General features: G+C 66.4%; 14 protein-coding genes. 6 read left to right on the top strand and 8 right to left on the bottom strand.

Features of this window, described 5'->3' with window-relative positions:
- The first annotated feature begins 148 nt into the window (after window positions 1-148).
- Window positions 149-1,093: a 2-hydroxyacid dehydrogenase gene (locus FVD38_RS15005; protein ID WP_147935552.1), complete on the top strand. Its 945-nt coding sequence runs from the start codon at window positions 149-151 to the stop codon at window positions 1,091-1,093.
- A 7-nt stretch (window positions 1,094-1,100) separates the two neighbouring features.
- Here FVD38_RS15005 and FVD38_RS15000 read toward each other — a convergent pair whose 3' ends face one another.
- Window positions 1,101-1,829 (bottom strand): siderophore-interacting protein, encoded by a 729-nt coding sequence (locus tag FVD38_RS15000; RefSeq protein WP_147935551.1) that lies wholly within the window; start codon window positions 1,827-1,829, stop codon window positions 1,101-1,103.
- A gap of 36 nt (window positions 1,830-1,865) precedes the next feature.
- Here FVD38_RS15000 and FVD38_RS14995 point away from each other — a divergent pair, with 36 nt between their 5' ends.
- On the top strand, window positions 1,866-2,342 hold the full coding sequence (locus FVD38_RS14995) for a MarR family winged helix-turn-helix transcriptional regulator (RefSeq protein ID WP_147935550.1): 477 nt from the start codon (window positions 1,866-1,868) through the stop codon (window positions 2,340-2,342).
- A 19-nt stretch (window positions 2,343-2,361) separates the two neighbouring features.
- Here the strand turns inward: FVD38_RS14995 and zwf are convergent, their stop codons facing one another.
- From zwf to FVD38_RS14970, 5 genes are all read right to left on the bottom strand, one after another.
- The gene (gene zwf / locus FVD38_RS14990) at window positions 2,362-3,828 is read right to left on the bottom strand and encodes a glucose-6-phosphate dehydrogenase (protein ID WP_147935549.1); all 1,467 of its coding nucleotides are present in this window, start codon (window positions 3,826-3,828) and stop codon (window positions 2,362-2,364) included.
- A gap of 192 nt (window positions 3,829-4,020) precedes the next feature.
- Window positions 4,021-6,984 (bottom strand): TonB-dependent receptor, encoded by a 2,964-nt coding sequence (locus tag FVD38_RS14985; RefSeq protein ID WP_147935548.1) that lies wholly within the window; start codon window positions 6,982-6,984, stop codon window positions 4,021-4,023.
- Between the two features lie 156 nt (window positions 6,985-7,140).
- Window positions 7,141-9,012 (bottom strand): glycoside hydrolase family 28 protein, encoded by a 1,872-nt coding sequence (locus FVD38_RS14980; RefSeq protein WP_147935547.1) that lies wholly within the window; start codon window positions 9,010-9,012, stop codon window positions 7,141-7,143.
- 8 nt (window positions 9,013-9,020) lie between these two features.
- Window positions 9,021-10,265 carry a DUF4861 family protein gene (locus FVD38_RS14975; protein ID WP_147935546.1) on the bottom strand — a complete coding sequence of 415 codons (1,245 nt, stop codon included), beginning with the start codon at window positions 10,263-10,265 and terminating at the stop codon, window positions 9,021-9,023.
- Window positions 10,266-10,278: 13 nt separating this feature from the next.
- Entirely contained in the window at window positions 10,279-11,685 is a 1,407-nt protein-coding gene (locus FVD38_RS14970; RefSeq protein ID WP_147935545.1) for a glycoside hydrolase family 88/105 protein, read from the bottom strand.
- A 250-nt stretch (window positions 11,686-11,935) separates the two neighbouring features.
- Between FVD38_RS14970 and garD the strand changes: the two genes are divergently transcribed.
- From garD to FVD38_RS26895, 4 genes are read left to right on the top strand one after another with little or no spacing between them, the layout of a single operon-like run.
- The gene (garD, locus tag FVD38_RS14965; RefSeq protein WP_147935544.1) at window positions 11,936-13,477 is read left to right on the top strand and encodes a galactarate dehydratase; all 1,542 of its coding nucleotides are present in this window, start codon (window positions 11,936-11,938) and stop codon (window positions 13,475-13,477) included.
- A gap of 22 nt (window positions 13,478-13,499) precedes the next feature.
- The gene (locus FVD38_RS14960; RefSeq protein WP_147935543.1) at window positions 13,500-14,327 is read left to right on the top strand and encodes an NAD-dependent epimerase/dehydratase family protein; all 828 of its coding nucleotides are present in this window, start codon (window positions 13,500-13,502) and stop codon (window positions 14,325-14,327) included.
- Window positions 14,328-14,331: 4 nt separating this feature from the next.
- On the top strand, window positions 14,332-15,207 hold the full coding sequence (locus tag FVD38_RS14955) for an aldose 1-epimerase (protein ID WP_147935542.1): 876 nt from the start codon (window positions 14,332-14,334) through the stop codon (window positions 15,205-15,207).
- Window positions 15,204-17,645 carry a family 43 glycosylhydrolase gene (locus tag FVD38_RS26895; RefSeq protein ID WP_147935541.1) on the top strand — a complete coding sequence of 814 codons (2,442 nt, stop codon included), beginning with the start codon at window positions 15,204-15,206 and terminating at the stop codon, window positions 17,643-17,645. Before FVD38_RS14955 ends, FVD38_RS26895 begins: the two co-directional genes overlap by 4 nt.
- A 14-nt stretch (window positions 17,646-17,659) precedes the next feature.
- Here the strand turns inward: FVD38_RS26895 and FVD38_RS14945 are convergent, their stop codons facing one another.
- Both FVD38_RS14945 and FVD38_RS14940 read right to left on the bottom strand, forming a co-directional pair.
- The gene (locus tag FVD38_RS14945; RefSeq protein WP_147935540.1) at window positions 17,660-19,501 is read right to left on the bottom strand and encodes a glycoside hydrolase family 28 protein; all 1,842 of its coding nucleotides are present in this window, start codon (window positions 19,499-19,501) and stop codon (window positions 17,660-17,662) included.
- Between the two features lie 19 nt (window positions 19,502-19,520).
- Window positions 19,521-20,681: a pectate lyase family protein gene (locus tag FVD38_RS14940; RefSeq protein WP_147935539.1), complete on the bottom strand. Its 1,161-nt coding sequence runs from the start codon at window positions 20,679-20,681 to the stop codon at window positions 19,521-19,523.
- Window positions 20,682-20,713 lie beyond the last annotated feature (32 nt).

Here is a 20,713-nt window from a genome sequence, read left to right as displayed (position 1 = left end):
CGATTCGAATCGCAAGCCTGTTTGCGCTAGGTAAAACTCTGTACGGATAGATATTGCCGGGGCGAAAGGCGGCGGCAACTGGAGCATGAGCTGCTCCTCTGGCATACTCGACTCATCCATATTAAGCGACAAGGCAGGGTATTTACCGATGAAGCCAGAGATTCTCGTGTTGGGCAGCGTGTGGTCGCCAGAGGTGCGCGCACAGGTGGAGCAGGCATTCCAGTGCCATTTCGTGCCGGCGATTCCGGTAGCCGGCGAGCCGGCCTTCGACGCGATCGCGGGCGGTATCCACGCCGTCCTCACCACCGGCACGCTTGGCGTGACGCCGGAGCTGGTGGCCGGCCTGCCGGCGCTGGAGATCGTGTCGGTGCACGGCGTCGGCGTCGATGCGGTGCCGTTGGCGCTGCTGGCGGACAAGGGCATCCACGTCACCAACACGCCCGATGTGCTGACCGACGACGTGGCCGATTTCGCCGTCACGCTGCTGCTGTCGGCCGTGCGCCGCCTGCCGCTGCTGGACCGCTACGTGCGCGCCGGCGCGTGGCCGGCCAAGGGCCCCCTGACGCAGGCGCGCAGCCTGAAGGGGAAGGTGGCGGGCATCGTCGGCTTCGGCCGCATCGGCCAGGCGGTGGCGCAGCGTTTGCAGGGCTTCGGGATGGAGATCCGTTACCACCAGCGCAGCCCGGGGCCGGCGCCGGAAAAACGCAGCAGCTCGCTGCTGGCGCTGGCCGGGGAAAGCGATATGCTGGTGCTGTGCATGCCGGGCGGCCCCGACACCCGGCACATGATCGGGCTGGACGTGATCGAGGCGCTGGGACCGGAAGGCACGCTGGTCAACATCGCGCGCGGTTCGGTGGTGGACGAGGCGGCGCTGGTCGCGGCCCTGCAGGACGGCCGGCTGGGCGCCGCCGGGCTGGACGTGTTCGAAGATGAGCCGAACGTGCCGCCGGCGCTGTTCGCGCTCGATAACGTGGTGCTCACGCCCCACGTCGGCAGCTTCACCGTGGAAGCGCGACGCGCGATGGGCCAGCTCGCGGTAGCCAATCTGCTGGCCCACTTCGATAGCGAGCCGTTGCCGACGCCGGTGGTCTAGCCGAGCTTCAATCCAGATGCTCGTGGTGATCGGCCACGCCCTGCTTCCAGTAGGCCGAGATCCGTGCGGCCTGGCGCGCCAGGCCCTTGTCGATCAATAGCTTGCGCACCTGGGCCATCAGCGCGGCTTCGCCGCCGCCCCACGCCAGGCCGGCGCCGCCTGGTAGTGGCAGGTCCTTCAGCGCCTGCAGCAATTCCTTGTTTGACGTGGCCCAATGGACGTCGGCATTGGCCTGGGTGGCGAACTCGCGGCGGTCGGCCGCGTCGACCAGCAGCACGGCCTGGACCCGGGCCGCGGACGGCAGTTCTTCCAGGCGCCGCGTGACGGCCGGCAGCGCGCTGGCGTCACCGACCAGCAGGTGCCAGTCCATCACCAAAGGCAGGATCATCGAGCCGCGCGGCCCGCCGATAACGGCTTTCGAGCCGACCGTGGCATTGCGCGCCCACTCGGCCGCGCCGCCATGGCCGTGCAGGGCGAATTCCAGGTCGACTTCGCAGGCTTGGCGGTCGAAGCGGCGTGGCGTATAGTCGCGCCGAACCTGCTGGCCGTCCGTGTCGTCGAACATGAACTTGACGTGGTCGTCGAAGGACAGCGACGTGAAATCCGAGAGTGCGGCGCCCTTGAAGGTGATGCTGGCAAAGCCGAGGCTGAGCTGCTCGATGCGCGCAACCTCGACCTCGCGCATCTTGAGGTCGTGACGGACGCGCTCGATGGCGGGAATGTGGGATTCAGACATGCTACACTCCAGAATTAGTTGATAGTATCCACCATTATGCAAAAAGAAGTTGATAGAGTCAACCAAATCCACGGTAACCGTGCGGACGATCCCCTGGAGACGATGCATGCGATCGTGCATCTGTTCCGTTCGCGGCAGCTGCGCGGCCTGCGCGGCGGCCCGCACGAGCTCGCGCATATGGAGATGAAGGCGCTCGGGTATTTTGCCCGCCATCCCGGCGCCACACAGAGCGATCTGGTGGCGCATTCGGGAAGGGACAAGGCCCAGGTGGCGCGCCTGATCCGGGCGCTGCGCGAAGCGCAGTTGCTGGAGGCGACTGCCGACGAGCAGGACCGGCGCAGCACGCGGCTGACGCTGAGCGCAGCTGGACAGGAAGTGTTCGCGGGACTGCACCGACAGAGCGGCGTATTGAGGGAAGCGGCGCTCGCCGGACTGTCCGACGATGAACAGTCCCAGCTGATGGTGCTGCTGGCGCGGGTGCGCGCCAATCTGGAAGAAAAGCGGGCGGACTAGCCGCCCGGTCGAAACAGGCTTACTCGACCCAGCCGAAGCCGTCGCGCGCCAGCAGCGCAAACGACTCCGCCGGACCCCACGACCCGGCCGCATACGGATGCGGCTTCTCGTTCAGGGTTTCCCAGCCGTTGATGATCGGCTCGACCCATTCCCAGGCCGCTTCCAGTTCGTCGCGGCGCATGAAGTGGGTCAGACGGCCGCGCACCACGTCGATCAGCAGGCGCTCGTAGGCTTCGGCGCGGCGCTGCTGGAAGGCCGACTGCAGGTCGAGGTTGAGCGCGACCTGCTGCATCAGCATGCCGCTGCCGGGCTGCTTGGCGAAAAGCTGCAGCTTGATTGCTTCTTCGGGCTGCAGTTCGATCACCAGGCGGTTGGCGACGCCGCCCGGGGTTTCCGGGAACAGCGGGAATGGCGGATTGGCGAACTCGATCACGATCTTGGACGAGCGGCGGGCCATGCGCTTGCCGGTGCGCAGATAGAACGGCACCTTCGACCAGCGCCAGGTATCGATATGCGCGCGCAGGGCCACGAAGGTCTCGGTGTGGCTGTCGGCCGGCACGTTGCTCTCTTCGTGGTAGCCCTTGACCTCCTGGTTGCCGCTCACGCCGCGGCTGTACTGGCCGCGCACCGTGTCGCGCGCGATGTCGGCCAGCGTCATGCGGCGCAGCGAGCGGATCACTTTCAGCTTCTCGTCGCGCACCGCGTCCGGCGACAGCGAGGTCGGCGGCTCCATGGCGACGATGCACAGCAGCTGCATCAGGTGGTTCTGCACCATGTCGCGCATCGCGCCGGCGCTGTCGTAGAAGCCCGCGCGGCTGCCCACGCCGACTTCTTCGGCGACCGTGATCTGCACGCTCGCGATGTTCGGCGCGCGCCACAGCGGTTCCAGGATCGAGTTCCCGAAGCGCAGCACCATCAGGTTCTGCACCGTCTCTTTACCCAGGTAGTGGTCGATGCGGTAGATCTGCGATTCGGCGAAGTGCTTGCCGACCGCCTCGTTAATCTCGACCGCCGAGGCCAGGTCACGGCCCAGCGGTTTTTCGAGCACCACGCGCGCGTTGGCGTCGACCAGGCCGGTGGCGGCCAGCTTGTCGCAGATGGTGGTGAACAGCGACGGCGCGGTAGCGAGGTAGAACACGCGCTGGGCGCCGTCGCGCGAGGCGTCGCGCAGGGTGTCGAAGAGTTCGGCGTTCGAGACGTCCAGGCGTACATAGACCAGCAGGTCGAGAAAGCCCGCCCAGCTTTTCTCGTTGAAATTGGCGGCGCTGATGAAGGAGCGTGAGTGTTCCTCGACGAAGGCCAGATAGGCGGCGCGATCGTAGTCCTGGCGGCCGGTCGACAGGATGCGGGTCGATGGCGGCAGGTTACCGTGCAGGAAGGCCATGTACAGGGCGGGCAACAGCTTGCGCATGGCGAGGTCGCCCATGCCGCCGAAGATGGTCATGTCGAGGGGAAGGCTGTTATCTTGCTCGTTCGAGGTGCTCATGTCTCTTTCGCTGACAGGTTGTATAGATCGCTTGCGTCGTGCGCTCGCCTGAAATGGTCTTCGATTGTAGCTTACATGACCGAATATAGTCTGGCAAAAGCGGCAAGCTTGCCGTTGTCGGCGCATGAGCGAAGGGCATGATGAAAAAAAGCCCGCGCAAGCGCGGGCTCCAAAGCCACCAAGAGACTGAATTTAGAACTTGTAGCGCAAGCCGAACAGATACTCGCGCCCGGTCACGTTGTTCACGACGACGCTGTTACGCGCGCGGCTGATGAACTGGTCGTTTTCCTCGTTGGTCAGGTTGACGCCTTCGAGCGTGAACTCGAGGTTTTCATTGACCTTGTACGACAGCGACAGGTCGACGTTGAAGGTTTCGTTCTTGCCCTCGACATCGTTGTTGTTCTGGCCCGGCACGCGGGTCACGAAGCCCGAACGCTTGGCGCCCGAGACGCGTGCGCTGAACTTGCCGTCGTCATAGAAGAAGGTGGCGTTCCACGATTTCGGCGACAGGTTCAGCAAGTCGTCGGTGATGGTGGCGCCGCCGGTCGGCGAAACCAGGTATTCGATCTTCGAGCTCACCTTGGTGTAGTTCAGCAGGGTGCCGAAGTTCTTGCCCCAGCCCGGCAGGAAGGTGAACGGCTGCTGGTAGCTCAGCTCGAAGCCCTTCAGCTTGCCGCCATCGGTATTGACCGGCAGCGTTTGCTGGAACACTTCCTCACCCGTGAAGTTGGCCGGCAGCAGCGACATCGGCAGGCCCGAATCCCGGAACGCCACGTTGGTGCGCAGGCTCTGGATATAGGTGTCGATGTTCTTCTGGAACAGGCCCAGGCCGACGAAGGCCTTGTTGGCGAAGTAGTACTCGAAGCTGCTGTCGAAGGTCTTGGCGCGGAACGGCTTCAGGAACGGGTTGCCCGAGTTGATCGACAGGTTGCCGGTGGTGGCGATGCTGCCGCCTGGCGACAGGAAGCCCAGCTGCGGACGGGTCATCACCTTGGCCGCGCCGAAGCGCACGATGAACTCGTCGGTCACGTTGGCGGTCAGGTTGAACGAGGGCAGGGTGTCGGTGTAGTCGTGCTCCACTTTCACAGCGGTGCCGCCGCCGGCCGCCTGATAGCCGATGGTTTCGAGGTCGGTCTTCACGTAGCGCACACCGATGTTGCCGCGCACCGGAATATTCCACAGGTCGTGGCGGAACTCGCCCATCAGGTAGACGCCGTCGCTCTTCTCGGTCACCGAGCGGTTGTTGCCACGCGCATTGCCGTTCTCGATCGACGACAGGGTGAAGTCGCCCGGGCCGCCGGCAGGACCGCTCTTGATGCAGTTGCAGTAGATGTCGTAGGCGGCGGCGATGGCCGCCAGGTTCGGCATTACCCAGCCGGTCGCGTTCCCGGCCGGCATGCCGAGCTGGCTGCCGAAGCCGGTCATGTTCGAGGTCAGGCCGGTAGCGCCGGCCGGTGGCGCGAAGATCGTGTCGTTCTGGTTCACGCGGCGGAACTCATAGGTCTCCGACGTGTACTTCTTGCTGTTGACGCCGCCCTTAAAGGTCAGGCTGTCGCTCGCTTCCCAGGCCAGGTCGAACTGGGCGACGTTGTTGACGTTGTCGGTGCCCTGCGGACGGATGCGGATCTCGCTGGTGGTGGTGTTCGGCACGGTCGTCGGCTGGGTGCCGCTGGCGACCTGCGGAACACCGATCAGGCCGAGCGGACCGCCGTTGACGTCGAACGGGTACGTGATCAGTGGACGGCGGCTGTCGCCACGGAAGTCGATGCTGTAGCCATCCACGTTCAGCGCGTCGAGCGTGACCGTGGTCTGGATCGGATTGCGGAATTTCGACTCGGCGCGGCCGTACTTGGCGCTCATGCTCCAGGTGTCGGAGAGCTTGTGTTCCAGGGTCAGCGTCGGCTGCGTGAAGGTGGTCTTCAGTTCATCGAAGCGCTGTTCGGAGCGGATGTCGACGTTGTTGTAGCGGCCGTACAGGAGCGAGCCGTTCGGCGCGTATTGCGCTTCGAGCACGCCGACCTGCGGCTTGCCGCCCTGGCTGGCGCTGCGGCTGAACGAGGTCGCCTGCAGGAAGTCTTCCTGGCGGGTCGCATCGAGCTTCGAATACAGCATGTCGAAGGTCAGCAGGGTGCCGCGTTGCGGACGCCATTGCACCGAGCCGGTCAGGCCGAGGCGATCCTGGTCGTGGGTCAGGCGGCCATAGCGCGGCAGGCGTGGATGGAAGTTGTTCGGGTCGCTGGCCGCGTTGTAGGCGGCGATGTTCTCCGGCGTGCCGGGCAGGCGCTCGGCGCCTTGCGCGGCCGGGCCGCAGGTGGTCGCGGTCGAGTTGCTTGGATTGGCGGCCATGCCTTGCGGCGCGCACCAGCCGCCCGAGGACGGGCCGTTATCCCAGCGCACGGTGCTGAAACCGTCTTCCAGCACGCGGCGTTTGGAATAGGCGCCCGAGAACAGCACGCCGACCTTGCGGTCGAAGAAGGTGTTCGAGACCATGAAGGCAGCGCGCGGATCGGTTTTCTCCGAGCCGTCGTTGTACTTGCCCTTCAAGGCGACGGTGGCGTTGAAGCCGCGCAGGTCGAATGGACGCAGGGTCTGCAGGTCGACGGTAGCGCCGAGCGAGCCTTCGTCGACGTCGGCCGAGGAGCTCTTGCGCACCGTCAGTGCGCTGAACAGCTCCGACGCGAACACATTGAAGTCGAAGCCTCGGCCGCGGTTGGTGCCGCCCGAGCTGTCGGTGCCGCCGGTGGTGGCCAGGCCCTCGATGCCATTGATCCGCACGCGGGTAAAGTCCTGACCCAGGCCGCGCACGGTGATGCTGCGGCCTTCGCCGGCGTCGCGGTCGATCACGACGCCCGGCACGCGCTGCAGCGACTCGGCCAGGTTCGTGTCCGGGAACTTGCCCATGTCTTCCGACTTGATGACGTCGACGATGCCGTTGTCCTGGCGCTTCGCATTCAGCGCGCTTTCCAGCGAGGCGCGCAGGCCGGTCACGACCACGGTTTGCGCATTGGCCGTTTCGGCGCCGGCCGAGGCCGTGGTCGATGCGGCCGCCACTTCCTGGGCAAAAGCCGGGCCGAGCGAGAGGGCCGAGACCGAGGCGGTGCCGAGCAGGCACAGGGTGAGTTTGCGCAGGACTGCGCGGTGCGGGTTGTGATTCATCTTGTCTCCGTGCGTTTTTATAGCGGCTCGATCAAGAGATCGGCCGGTGTTGCATCTGGGATCTGGTCAGGCCAGTTTTGTAATTCTATGGCAACTCAACGACTTTTGGTCAGGCCAAAGTAAAAATATTTACGAATTGGCCTGACCTGATGACACTTAACCCTCCGTGGATAGGGTTTGCTTGTAGCGTTTGCCTGCGATGGTGACGTTATCGAGCGTGATGTCGATAGCGTTGTGCAGGAACCACGGCTTGGCCGTGTTGCGCGGCGTTCCAAAGTCCGAATCGCTGATGCGCACGCGGGCGATTGGCGGAATGGCGGTGCCCGGCTTGCCGTTGAAGCTCGAGGCGACCGGCCCCAGCAGCACGAAGGCCTGGTAGCACGAGAAGCTGCCCTTGCCGGTATCGACATTCGACGTGCGCACATTGCTGATCTCGATGTCCGACACCTGCGGCGGCCGGATGCGCATGGTGTCGTCGCCCGGCACGTAGTCGCAGTCGATCGTGATGATCGCGCCCGCGGTCGAGGCCACCGGCTCCTTGATCTCGTGCGCGCCGGGCAGCGGCTTGTACAGCATCGGCTCGGTCGCCACGCCATGCGGCAGGGTGACGTCGCGCACGTACAGGTGGCGCAGGAAGCCGCCGCGGTTCATATTGGTCTTGAGCCGGATCGCGGTGTTGAGCGGATCGCCCTTCCAGTGGATGTTGCGGAACTCCAGCTTCTCGGCGTAGACGTGCTCGATGCCGCCGGCCATCTCGCTGCCCAGCGTCACGCCGCCGTGGCCGCTGTTCATCACGCAGTTGCGGATCACCACATTGCGTGTCGGTCCGTGGCCGGTGTCGAGGTTCTTGCCCGACTTGATCGCGATGCAGTCGTCGCCGTTGTTGAACAGGCAGTCGTCGACCAGCACACCGTCGCAGGCTTCCGGGTCGAAGCCGTCGCTGTTCGGTCCCAGGCTCTCCATATTCACGCGGCGGATCAAGAGGTCGCGGCAAGCGACCGGATGGTGCAGCCAGAACGGCGCCGCATTCACCTGGTAGCCCTGCAGCAGCACCTTATTGCATCCAATCAGTTCGATCATGCACGGACGCAAAAAGTGGCCATGGCCGAACACGCGCTTCTCGACTGGCACGCCGGCTTCGGACAGCGCCGGCAGATAGCGTGAATCGGTCTGCCAGCGGTCGCCTTCGCCCTCGATAGAGGCCTGGCGCCGCGCATCGATGCCGGGGACGACCTTGTCGAGCGAGGGATTGTTCGGGTTGGCATAGACCTCGGTGCGCTTGCGTACCGGCTTGCCGCGTCCCTTCCAGTCCCACCAGCATTCCGGGCCGTCGGCGAAGCCCGGCTCGAACGGCACGCCGCCCTGGCCATTGAGGATGCTGGTCCAGTCCTCGCCGGTGAGAGCGATATTGGTCTGGTTGATCGCGTACACCATCGGCGAGTAGTTCAGGCAGTCGTTGCCCTGCCAGCGCGACAGCACCAGCTTGCCGTTCTTGCCGCAATCGTGTTCACCATGCTGGGCATAGTGAGTCGGATTGGCCGAGAAGTGGACCCGCGCGCCGGCGGCCAGGTGCACGTGCACGTTCGAGCGCAGCACGATCGGGCCGGCGCAATACCATTCTCCCTTGGGGATCACAACCCGGCCGCCGCCCTTGGCGTGGCAGGCCGCGATGGCGGCGGCGATCGCCGGATAGCAGTCCGGCGAGCCGGGCGCCGGCGTGTCGAGGGTGCCCTCGACCAGCGATTCGGTCTGGCCCTTCACCTTCACCAGGGTGCACGGCTTGGCGCCGTGCGCGGTGATGACGAAGTCCTCATCGCGGAACGCGAGCGGCGTGGCGAAGCGGGCCACGATGTCGGCCGCGCGTTTCCACGGGTCGGGGTGGGCGGCGTTGGCCAGCGCGGCGGCGGCTGCGGCGGCAGCGCCATCCTGGTGGGCACGGGCGATGCTGGCGGCGCCGAGGCCGGTCATCATCAGCGAGGCGGCGGGGACGGTGCGCAGCAGCGCGCGTCGTTTGGCTTGGAATGGCATGTCGCTCCTTATCGTTGTTTCGCCAGGTTCACGCGCACCGGGCTGGCGTCGCGCGCGGCCTGGTCCTGCGTCACCTGCTGCCACTTGGCGCGGCTGGTGATCTCGCCGGCGCGGCTCCAGGCGCCGCCGGCGTAGTAGCGCAGCGGCTGGCCGGGCGTCGCCTTGGCGAAGATCAGCTCATTGAGCGGGTCCTGGGCGAAGCCTTCGGCGGTCGGCAGCACGACGGCGGTGCCGAAGGCGTCGTTGCTCTTTTGCTCGACCCACTGCAACAACACCTTGCCGTCGCGGCCGACCTGGATCTTCGGATCCTGGCCCTTGTCGCCCGGCGTCTTGTTCAGGCCAATGGCGACGGTGAGTGGCGTGGTATCGCCGGCCGTCGTGGTGAAGGTGCTGTCGATCCGGTCCAGCCAGTGGCCGGCATCAACCGTGAAGCGCTTGACCTCGCTGACCTGGCGGCCGCCCGCATCCCATGGCGCGTAATGGAGTTCGAACACGGCGCGGATCGGGCCATTGGCCAGGATCTTGTAGCTGGCCCAGTTCACGCCCGTGTGCAGCGTCTTGCCATCCCAGATGCCGGCGCCGCCGGCGCCGCGGGACTTGCCGACGTTGTACATGTCCATGCCTTCGCCCTGATCCTTGTGGTAGTGGTCATGGCCCTTGTTGTACCAGCGGTCGACGATCGGATAGTCGACCCGCTTGAACCACAGGTCGAGGCCACTGGTCACCAGCACTTCCTTGACCACGCCCGCGGGCGCCGGCGCGGCCAGCGCCGGGCCATAGGTGCGGTGCGCCACCTTGTCGTTTTCCCAGGCGAAGTCGTCAAGGCGCTCCGGGATATGGCGCGCGAAGGCCTTGACCGGGAAGGGCGGCGCCACGCCGTCGATGCGCTCGATGGTGAAGCTGGCGCTCTTCTCGCCGGCCGCGAAGCTGTGCTGGAACAGCAGTTCGCCGTAGGCGATGCCTTCGTTATTCGGGTCTTTGGCCTGCGGCGCGATATTCGTCACCTGGTGCGGCAGCACCCGGCCGCTGGCGTCCTTGACCGCGATCTTCTGGATCATGGCGCCGGGCAGGGCGGCGTTGACGTCCTTCCAGGCGATGGCGATGGTTTCGGATGGCCGCGCGATCGCGAGGTCGTGCTGCACGCTGACGTTGACCTTGTCGCCGACCTTGTCGGCCACTACGGCGGCATGTGCGGTGTAGGTGGACAGGGCGAGCGGCGCCCCCAGCAGGCTTGCCAGTACGAGTCGTTTCATGGTGTCCCCCGGATCAGTGGTGTTCGCGGTAATCGGTCTGCCCGCCCTTGGGCAGGTAGTGGTAGGTGCGGACCTTGTGCTGGATCTCGAATGCCGGGTTGTTCACCAGGCGGATGATCTCGGCGCCGGCCAGCAGCATCGGGCCGTAGCCGTGCAAGGCGTCGACGCTGGTCGGGCGATTGTAGTAATAGACCATGTCGCTGGCCAGGGTCGTGCCGACGCAGGTGCCCTCCACCTGACCCAGCGAATTGATGCGGGTCGAGATCGCGTTCCAGCCGGTCTGGGCGATCGAGCCATAGGTGGTGGCGCTGATCCAGCCTTCGTTGACGGCGTGCGCGATCACATAAGTGAAGATGGCGCTGGCCGAGGTCTCGAGGTAGGAGTCGTTACGGTCCAGCATCTGGTGCCACAGGCCGCTGCCGCTTTGCAGCTCGGCGATCCCTTTCAGCGAGGCGCGCAGCTGGGCCAGCACCTTCGGATAGCCGGGGTGGTCCTTCGGCAGTACGTCGAGCAGGTCGGACATCGCCAGCACCGCCCAGCCGTTGGCGCGCGCCCAGTAGAAGCGCGGCGCGTCCTGGTGGTTGGCGTGCCAGCCGTGGGTGTACAGGCCGAGCTGCGGGTTGAACATGCGGCTCGACATGCCCATCACGTTGTTGACGGCGTCGTCGAAGTAGGCCTGCTGCCCGGTCAGGCGACCCATCTCGGCCAGCGCCGGGATACTCATATACATATCGTCGGCCCACAGCGAGACTTCCTGGGGACGTTTGCGCGCCATGGTGCCGTCTTCCAGCCGGAACTGGCGTTTGTATACCCAGTCGCTGCAGGTATCGATCATGTTCTTCAGGTCGGGGCCGACCTTGGCGAAGCGGGCGCGGATCAGGGCGGCGCACATCGAGCCGCTGTCGTCGAGCGAGCGCGGATCGAGGAAGCGCGAGAAGCTGTTGGCGCGCTCGAGCTTGAATTTCTGTTCCTGGGCGCGGAAGTAGGGGAGGGTGTCGTTGAAGAACTGGAAGTGACGGCGGGTCATGCTGGTGAAGCCGGCGTCGCCGGTGACCTGCGCCGCCTTGATCAGGCCCGAATGGACCACGCCCATCTCGTACACCTGGATGCCGTAGTCGCCGGCGCTGCGCTCGAAGATCGCATCCGCCACCGGGGTTTTCAGGTCGGCGATCGGCTGGCCGGTGCGCTTGCTGACGACGCGGGTTGGCGTCGCGCGGTCCATGAAGGCCCGGATCGATTGCAGCTGGGCGGTGACTTCGGCCACCACCGGCTTTTTATAGGGAATCGGATAGGTGCCTTCGCTCGCGTCGCCAAGGTTGGTGTTGTCGGTGTTGCGGTAGACGCCCTGTGCATGGGCGGGTCCGCAGGCGAGCGCGCAGCCCAAGAGAGCTGCAAGCAGGTGCAGGGTGTGGCCTTTCATGTGTCTCCAATCGCTTTGTTGTATTACCGGATATCGGTATGTGCTTCAGCTACCGTGCTTCTAGTATTGCTGGCTTGCATGGTGCAGGTCCAGGACTTCGTTACTGTCTTGACACTGCTTATATTGCGTTTTGGTCAGGCCATTCTAATTTGGTCCGGCCAAAATCGCAAGGTGGACTAGCCGCATTCGATTTATTTATGGCATACTAAAAATGACCCTCCCCAATCAGCCAAGAGACAGGCAAAGAGACATGAATCACCAAGTTCCGCGCACCATCCGCATGCAGGCCAGCGACAACGTCGCGATCGTCGTCAACGACGGCGGCCTGCCCGCCGGCACCGCATTCCCGGACGGCCTGGTGCTGCTCGAAGGCGTCCCGCAAGGCCACAAGGTGGCGTTGACGGACCTGCAGGATGGCGAGGCGGTGATCCGCTATGGCGTCACCATCGGCTACGCCGACGGCGCGATCCCGCGCGGCAGCTGGGTCTCGGAGCGCGTGCTGCGCATGCCGGCCGCGCGTTCGCTCGACGACCTGCCAATCGGCACCCACGCCGTGGATGCCGGGCCGCGCCTGGACGGCTATACCTTCGAGGGCTACCGCAACAAGGATGGATCGGTCGGCACCCGCAATATGATGGCGATCACCAGCACCGTGCAGTGCGTGTCGGGCGTGATCGACTACGCCGTCAAGCGTATCCGCGAAGAGCTGCTGCCGCGCTATCCGAACGTCGAGGACGTGGTGGCGCTCGAACACGTGTACGGCTGCGGCGTGGCGATCGACGCTCCCGGCGCCGACATCCCGATCCGCACCATCCGCAACCTCTCCAGGAACCCGAATTTCGGCGACAGCGTGATGGTCGTGAGCCTGGGCTGCGAGAAGCTGCCGCCGGCACGCCTGTTCCCGGCCGGCGCCATCCCGATCGGCAATGCCGCGCCGTCGGTGGTGACCCTGCAAGACCAACAGCACGTCGGCTTCATGTCGATGATCGATGCGCTGATGAGCACCGCCGAACAGCACCTGCAAGAACTCAACGCGCGCCGCCGCGAAACCTGTCCAGCGTCCGACCTGGTGGTCGGCATGCAGTGCGGCGGCAGCGACGCTTTCTCTGGCGTGACCGCCAACCCGGCGCTGGGCTTCGCCACCGACCTGATCGTGCGTGCCGGCGGCACCGTGATGTTTTCCGAGGTGACCGAGGTGCGCGACGGCATCGACCAGCTGACCGCGCGCGCATCCAGCCCCGAGGTGGCGCAGGCGATGGTGCGCGAGATGCAGTGGTACGACGATTACCTGGTGCGCGGCGGCGTCGACCGCAGCGCCAACACCACGCCCGGCAACAAGAAGGGCGGCCTGTCGAATATCGTGGAAAAAGCCATGGGCTCGATCGTCAAGTCGGGCAGCACCGCGATCACCGGCGTGCTGTCGCCGGGCGACCGGCTGCAGCAGAAAGGCCTGATCTACGCCGCGACGCCCGCCAGCGATTTCATTTGCGGTACGCTGCAGATGGCCGCCGGGATGAACGTGCACATCTTTACCACTGGCCGCGGCACGCCATACGGCCTGGCCGCGGTCCCGGTCATCAAGGTTGCCACCCGCACCGAACTGGCGCGCCGCTGGCACGACCTGATGGACCTCGACGCCGGCAGCATCGCCAGCGGCGACGCCACCATCGAGGACGTCGGCTGGGAGCTGTTCCGCATGATCCTGGACGTGGCCAGCGGCCGCAAGACATGGGCCGAGCGCTGGAAGCTGCATAATGCGCTTGCGCTGTTCAATCCGGCGCCCGTGACCTGAACGCATATTATTGGAGACCTGAATGACCGCTGCAGTACAAAACAAGACCGGCAAACCTTTCAAACGCATCCTGCTGACCGGCGCCGCCGGCGGCCTGGGCAAAGTGCTGCGTGAGCGCATCAAGCCCTGGGCCGATGTGGTGCGCCTGTCCGACGTCATCGACATGGGCCCGGCCGGCCCGGGCGAAGAAATCGTCCAGTGCGACCTGGCGGACAAACAAGCCGTGCTGGCCCTGCTCGAGGGCGTGGATGCGGTGCTGCACTTCGGCGGCATCTCGACCGAGAAGCCGTTCGAACCCATCATGCAGGCCAATATCCTCGGCGTGGCCAATCTGTACGAAGCGCTGCACAAGGCCGGCACCCGCCGCGTGATCTTCGCCAGCTCGAACCACGCGATCGGCTATCACCCGGTGACCACGGTGCTCGACGCCGATTCGCCGACCCGTCCCGACAGCTACTACGGCCTGTCGAAGGTCTTCGGCGAACAGATCGCGCGCTACTACTACGACCGCTTCGGCATCGAGACCGTCTGCGTGCGCATCGGCTCGAGCTTCCCGGAGCCGGCCAACAAGCGCATGATGAGCACCTATCTGTCTTATGACGACCTGACCGAACTGCTGCGCTGCTCGCTGTTCGCACCGCGCGTCGGCCACACCATCGTGTACGGCATGTCGGACAACGACAGCACCTGGTGGGACAACCGCCTGGCCTCGCACCTGGGCTACAAGCCGAAGGACAGCTCGGCGAAGTTCGCCCACCTGTTCCCGGATTCGTCCGAGTTCCCGGCCAAGGACGACGTGACCACGATGTACCAGGGCGGCAAGTTCCTGCTCGACGGCCCGCAGTATTGAGGCGATGATCGAGCGCCTGGTCTTGCGCAACGCCAGCCTGGTGGCCGAAGTCGTGCCCCAGGTGGGCGGCGGACTGGCGCGGCTGGACTGGATTGCCGGTGGCGAGGCGAGCGCGCTGTTGCGCGCATTTCCGTCCGATGCAAGCGGCGTCCCGACGCCCGCGCAGCTGGCCTGCTTCCCGCTGCTGCCCTGGTCCAACCGCATGGCGCCTTCGGGGTTTGCGTTCGAAGGCCGACAATACGTCCCGGGGCCGAACCGGGCCGGCGAGCCGTGTCCGATCCACGGCGATGGCTGGCAGCAGGCCTGGCAGGTGGCGGATCACAGCGACTCGGTCTTGACGCTGACCCTGGCGCGTCCCGACGCTTCGCCATTTTCCTATGAAGCCGAGTTGCGCTACACGCTCGACGGCGCAGCGCTGGTGGTCGATCTCGCGCTGCGCAATACCGGCGCGGCGGCGCTGCCGTTCGGGATCGGCCTGCATCCCTGGATGCCGGACCCGCAAGGCGCGCTGCTCGAAGCGGGCGCTGACGGGGTATGGTCGAGCGGTCCGGATAAACTGCCGCTGAGCCGCGGCGACATACCCGATCACTGGCGTTTCGACACGCCCGCCGCGCTGCCGCAAGACGGTGTCGACCATGTGTTCGATGGCTGGCCGGGATGGGCGCGCATCGCCTGGCCGGCGCGCGGCGTGGCGCTCGAGATCGAGGCCGACATGGATTATTTCATCCTCTATATTCCGCCGGGACGCGATTTCTTCTGCTTCGAGCCGGTGGATCATCCGATCAATGCGCATAATCTGTCGGGCCAGCCCGGCCTGACCGTGCTCGCCCCTGGTGCGACGCTGCGTCGGCGCTGCACCTTTCGCGGCGCGTCCCTATGAGACCTGCTCCTGTTGCCGCCGCACTGGCGCTGGCCGCGGTGCTGACGCCGGCCGCCGCCCAGTCTCCCTACAACGCCGAAACCACCTACCGCAAGCTGGTGGGTGACTATCCCCAGATCCGCATCGCCAGCGCCGAGGCGCCGGCGCCGGTCCGGATCCGCAAGGACCTGGTCTATGCGCGGCGCGGCGAGCTGGCGCTGGGGCTCGACCTCTACCTGCCGGCACCCGATGCAAAGCCCGCGCCGCTGGTGCTGCTGGTGCACGGCGGCGGCTGGGGCAGCGGCGAGCGCACGAATATGGCGCCGCTCGCGGCGCGCCTGGCGGCGCGCGGCTATGCCGCCGCCACCGTCAGCTACCGCCTGTCGGGCCAGGCCCGCTATCCGGCCGCGATCGACGACGTCAAGGCGGCGCTGGACTGGCTGCGCATGCACGCGGGTGAGTTCGGATTCGACAAGGAGCGGATCGCGCTCGCGGGCGGCTCGGCCGGCGGCCAGATCGCCGCCCTGGTCGGCATGACGCGGCCGCGCGAGGTGCGCGCCATCGTCAATATCGATGGCCTGTCCGATTTCACCTCGCCCGAGGCGCTGCGGCATGAAGACGATCCGGCCAAGAATCCGTCGGCGGCCGGGGCCTGGTTCGGCGGTCCTTATGCCGAAAAGGCAGCGCTGTGGCGCGAGGCCTCGCCCCTGACCCACGCCGGCGAGGACAGCCCACCGGTGCAGTTCATCGTCAGCAGCGTGCCGCGCTTTTCCAGCGGGCGCGAAGCGCTGGCGGCCAGGCTGGCCGGGCATGGCATCGCGACCGATACCGTCGCGCTGGCGGGCGCGCCGCATTCGTTCTGGCTAGTCGATCCGTGGCTGGCGCCGACGGTCGACGCCATGGACCGTTTCCTCGCCCAGCAGCTGGGCGCCATGCCTGCGCGTGCGCCGTGGTCGGCCGACCTGGGCGACGGCCGCTACCGCAACCCGATCCTGCATGCCGACTATTCCGATCCGGACGCGATCCGGGTTGGCGAACGCTATTACATGGTCTCGTCCAGCTTCGCCAGCGCCCCCGGCCTGCCGCTGCTGACCTCGAGCGATATGGTCAACTGGGAGCTGGTCGGCCACGCGCTGCCGCAATTGACGCCGCAGGCGACCTTCGCGACGCCGCAGCATGGCAAGGGGGTATGGGCGCCAAGCCTGCGCCACCATGACGGGCGCTTCTGGATCTTCCATCCCGATCCGGACCACGGCGTGTACGTCAGCACCGCGACGGACTTCGCCGGTCCCTGGAGCACGCCGCACCTGCTCTTGCCCGGCAAGGGCATCATCGACCCGGCGCCGCTGTGGGACGACGATGGCCGCGCATGGCTGATCCACGCCTGGGCCAAGAGCCGGGCCGGCTTCAATAATGTGCTGACCCTGCGCCGCATGGCGCCGGACGGGCGCAGCCTGCTCGACAGCGAGGGCCAGGTGGTCATCGACGGCAACCGCCTGCCGGGCTACCGCACCCTCGAGGGTCCCAAGCTGTACAAGCGCAACGGCTGGTACTACGTGTTCGCGCCGGCGGGCGGCGTCGAGCATGGCTGGCAATCTGTGTTCCGTTCGCGCCGCATCGACGGCCCGTACGAAGACCGGATCGTGATGGAGCAGGGCGCGACCGATATCAACGGCCCGCACCAGGGCGCCTGGGTGACGACGCCGCAGGGCAGCGACTGGTTCTTCCACTTCCAGGACCGGCGCGCCTACGGCCGCGTGGTGCACCTGCAGCCGCTGCGCTGGATCGACGACTGGCCGCTGATCGGCGAGCCATCCGCCAAGGCGGGTGTGGGACAGCCGCATATCGAGCACGCCAAGCCGGTGCCGGGAGTCTTCGCGCGGCGCGAGCCGGCGGTAGGCGACGAGTTCGACGGCCCGGCGCTGGGCCTGCAGTGGCAATGGACGGCCAATCCGCAGGCCGGCTGGCATGCGCTGGACGCCCGACCGGGCTTTCTGCGCCTGTTCGCGCAAGCGGCGGCGCCGATACGGCAGCTGCCGTCAGTGCTGACCCAGAAATTCCCGGGTTCGGCCTTCGGTGTGACGGCGAAGGTGGAGCTGCGCGCGCAGCAGGATGGCGACCAGGTGGGGCTCGGCGTGATGGGCCTGGCCAGCGACTGGTTCGGCCTGCGCCGCGTCGACGGCCTTCCGCGCATAATCGGCGTGCGCTGCGGCCAGGACGGCGCCTGCGCCGAGACGGTGGGACCGGCATTGCCTGGATACGCGGTCACGCTGCGCATGCACGTGACGCATGGCGCGCGGGTGTCGTTCTCTTACAGCGCCGACGGCCTCCGGTACACGTCGCTGGGCGAGCCCTTCGACGCTACCATGGGCCGCTGGGTCGGCGCCCAGGTCGGCGTGTTCGCGACCGGAACGCCGGGCGCCTACGCCGACCTGGATTATGTCCGCATCACTCCCTGACCATCACTCCCTGATCAGGCGCGGTGCGAGAGCACCGTGTCGATCACCTTGCCGCCGATACGGACATTCCTGAGCCTGACGTCGCGCACATTGTAGAGATACCACGGCTGTTCGGCGTTCACCGGTGTGCCGAAATCGCAGTCGGTGATGGTCACGTCGCGGATCGGCAGGATCTCGGCCGCCTCGCTGCCGTTGTAGTCGAAGCCGACCGGCCCCAGGAACAGCATCGCCTGGTAGCACGAACGCGGCCCGGCCGCCGTCGGCACATTGCCCACCCTGACGCCCGAGATGTGGATGTGTTCCACCACCGGCGGCCGGGTGCGCAGATTGTCGGCGTTCGGCGCGTAGTCGCAGTCGAAGGTGATCACGGCGCCGGCGCCGGGCGCTACCGACTTCGGCGCGATCGGCGAGCCTGGCAGCGGCTTGTAGAACTGGGGCTTGAGGTTCACGCCATTCGGCATGGTGACGTTGCGCACGTAGAAGTGGCGCAGGAAGCCGCCGCGGTTCATATTGGTCTTGAGCCGGATCGCGGTGTTGAGCGGGTCGGTGGCCCAGTGCGTGTTGCGGAATTCGATATCTTGCGCATACACGTGCTCGATCCCGCCGGCCATCTCGCTGCCCAGGGTCACTCCGCCATGGCCGCTATTCATGACGCAGCGCTGGATCACGACGTTGCGGGTCGGCCCGAAGCGGGTGTCGCGGTTCTTGCCGGCCTTGATCGCGATGCAGTCGTCGCCGCTATTGAAGGTGCAGCCATCCACCAGCACGGTGTCGCAGGCTTCCGGGTCGAAGCCGTCGCTGTTCGGTCCCAGGCTGTCCATGTGCACGCCGCGGATCTCTACCTTGCTGCAATTGACCGGGTGATGCTGCCAGAATGGTGCGCCATTGAGCTGATAACCCTGCAGCAGCACATTGCTGCAGCCGATGAATTCGACCATGCAGGGACGCAGGTAGTGGCCGCGGCCGAACACGCGCCGGGCCACCGGCACGCCGGCCTCGGACAGGGTCGGCAGCCAGGCCTCGTCGGTGCGCCATTTGTCGTTGCCGCCTTCCAGCAGCGCGGCCCGGGCCGCGTCGAGGCCGGGCGCCACCTCGCGGATCGACGCCGGGGTACGCGGATTGACGGCGGTCTGGGCTTCGTGCTGGCGCGCGCCAGGCTTGCGCTTGCCCTTCCAGTCCCACCAGGTGTCGCCGTTCGCGCGCGGCACGCCGCCCTGGCCGTCGAGGATGCTGGTCCAGTCCTCGCCGGTCAGGGCGATATTGTCCTGGCCATAGGCGTAGACCAGCGGCGAATGGTTCAGGCAGTCGTTGCCCTGCCAGCGCGACAGGGTCAGCCTGCCGTTCGCACCGCAGTCATGCTCGCCGTACTTGATGAAATCCTCGGGATCGTTGCTGAAGTAGACGTGGGCGCCGCTGGCCAGGTGCACGTTGACGTTGGACTTGAGGACGATCGGTCCCTTGACCAGCCAGTTCCCGGCCGGGATCAGGACGCGCCCGCCGCCCGCGGCGCTGCAGGCCGCGATGCTGGCGGCGATCGCGTGGTAGCAGTCCGGGGCATCCGGCGCCGGCGTCGTCAACTTGCCGGGCTCGTGATGGGCGACGTAGCCGTCCACTGGCACCACCTTGCACGGCCTGGCGCCGTGGTCGGTGATGCTGAAATCGCGTTGAGGGAAGGTCAGCGGCTGCCTAAAGCGATCCACGATGGCTTGTGCGCGTAGCCAGGGATCGGGAGCCGTGACTGCGCCCGCCTGGCCGCCCGTGTGGCAGCCGGCGGTGAGACCGGCCACCGAGGCCGAGGCGGCGCGCAGCAGGGAACGGCGCCGGGTGTCGATGATCTTGCCTTGCTTGATACGCATGATGTCTTTCGTGGGATGGTTACTTGCCGGCGCCGGCGCCGGCGTGCCTGCGCACATGCGCCGCGACCGAAGCCGCGGGCAGCGGCGAGAATGGGTAGGGCACCTCGAAACCTGGCGCTGCGTCCACGCCGCAGCCGGCCAGCGGCGCGCCGTTCAGCAGCGAGCCGGTGTCGCTGAACCTGCCCGCATCCGGCCCCTGTGCGAAGGGTTTCACGGCGTCGGCGCAGTCGCGCGCATTGGCCACCTCGAATACGTTGGCCTGCGAGACGATGCGCGCCTGCCTGGCCACGCCGATGCTGTAGTCGTGGCGGTAGGCCGGGTGCTTGCGGTCGCCGACGTGGTAGTTGTTGAACAGATGGACCTGGCCGAAGCGCACCCGCGGCGCGCGGCTGGATATGAATTCGAACAGGTTGTTGCTGACGGTGATTCGCAGGTGGCCGGCATCCCCCTCGGCCTTGTCGCTGGCGCCGATCAGTGTGTTCTTGGCATGCAGGGCGAAGTGGTTGTACGAGACCGTGACGTAGTCGCTGGCGTCGCGGATGTCCAGCGCGTCGTCGTGACACTGCTGGGTCTTGCCATCGACGACCGGCAGCGTGTCGTCAGTCACCGGAACGTCGGTGAAGCTGTTGCGGTCGACCCAGACGTGGGTCGAGGCGACGATCGCGATCGCGTCGAACTCGGCATTCCAGTTGCCGTCGCCGTCCTTCGGATCCCAGCGCGGCGCGACGTCGCAGGGATTGCGCAGGTGCAGATTGCGGATGATCACCTGCGACACCCGGCTTACCGTCAGGTGGGCGTTGACGAAGCCTGATCGCGGCCCGAGCCCGACCAGCGTGGTATTGCCAGGCACCGCGACGCGGCCGCGCCTGGACTGGTCGGCATGATCGGCGTAGGGCCGGCCTTCGCTCATATCGATCACGCCGGCGACCTGCACGATGCGGCTGCCCTGGACCGACTTGCCGAGCGCCTGGCGCATCTGCGCGGCATCGCTGACGGTGAATACGTTGGCGACCGGTGCGTCGGCGCCGCCCCGGGTGCCGCCGGCCTGCGCCGCCCAGCCATCGGGCGGCGCCACCTGGCGCATCAGAGGGATGGACGAAACATCGTGAGGCGCGTCGCTGGCACAGCCGGCAGCGGCCGCGGCGACGCACAAGATCAGGGAATTGGACAGGTGCTTCATGGCGCTCCAGGAGGCGTCGTTACCTCCACCGG

This window comes from Massilia arenae (assembly GCF_008014745.1).
Taxonomy (GTDB): Bacteria; Pseudomonadota; Gammaproteobacteria; order Burkholderiales; family Burkholderiaceae_D; genus Telluria; species Telluria arenae.
This window is presented reverse-complemented; position numbering and strand designations above follow the sequence as displayed.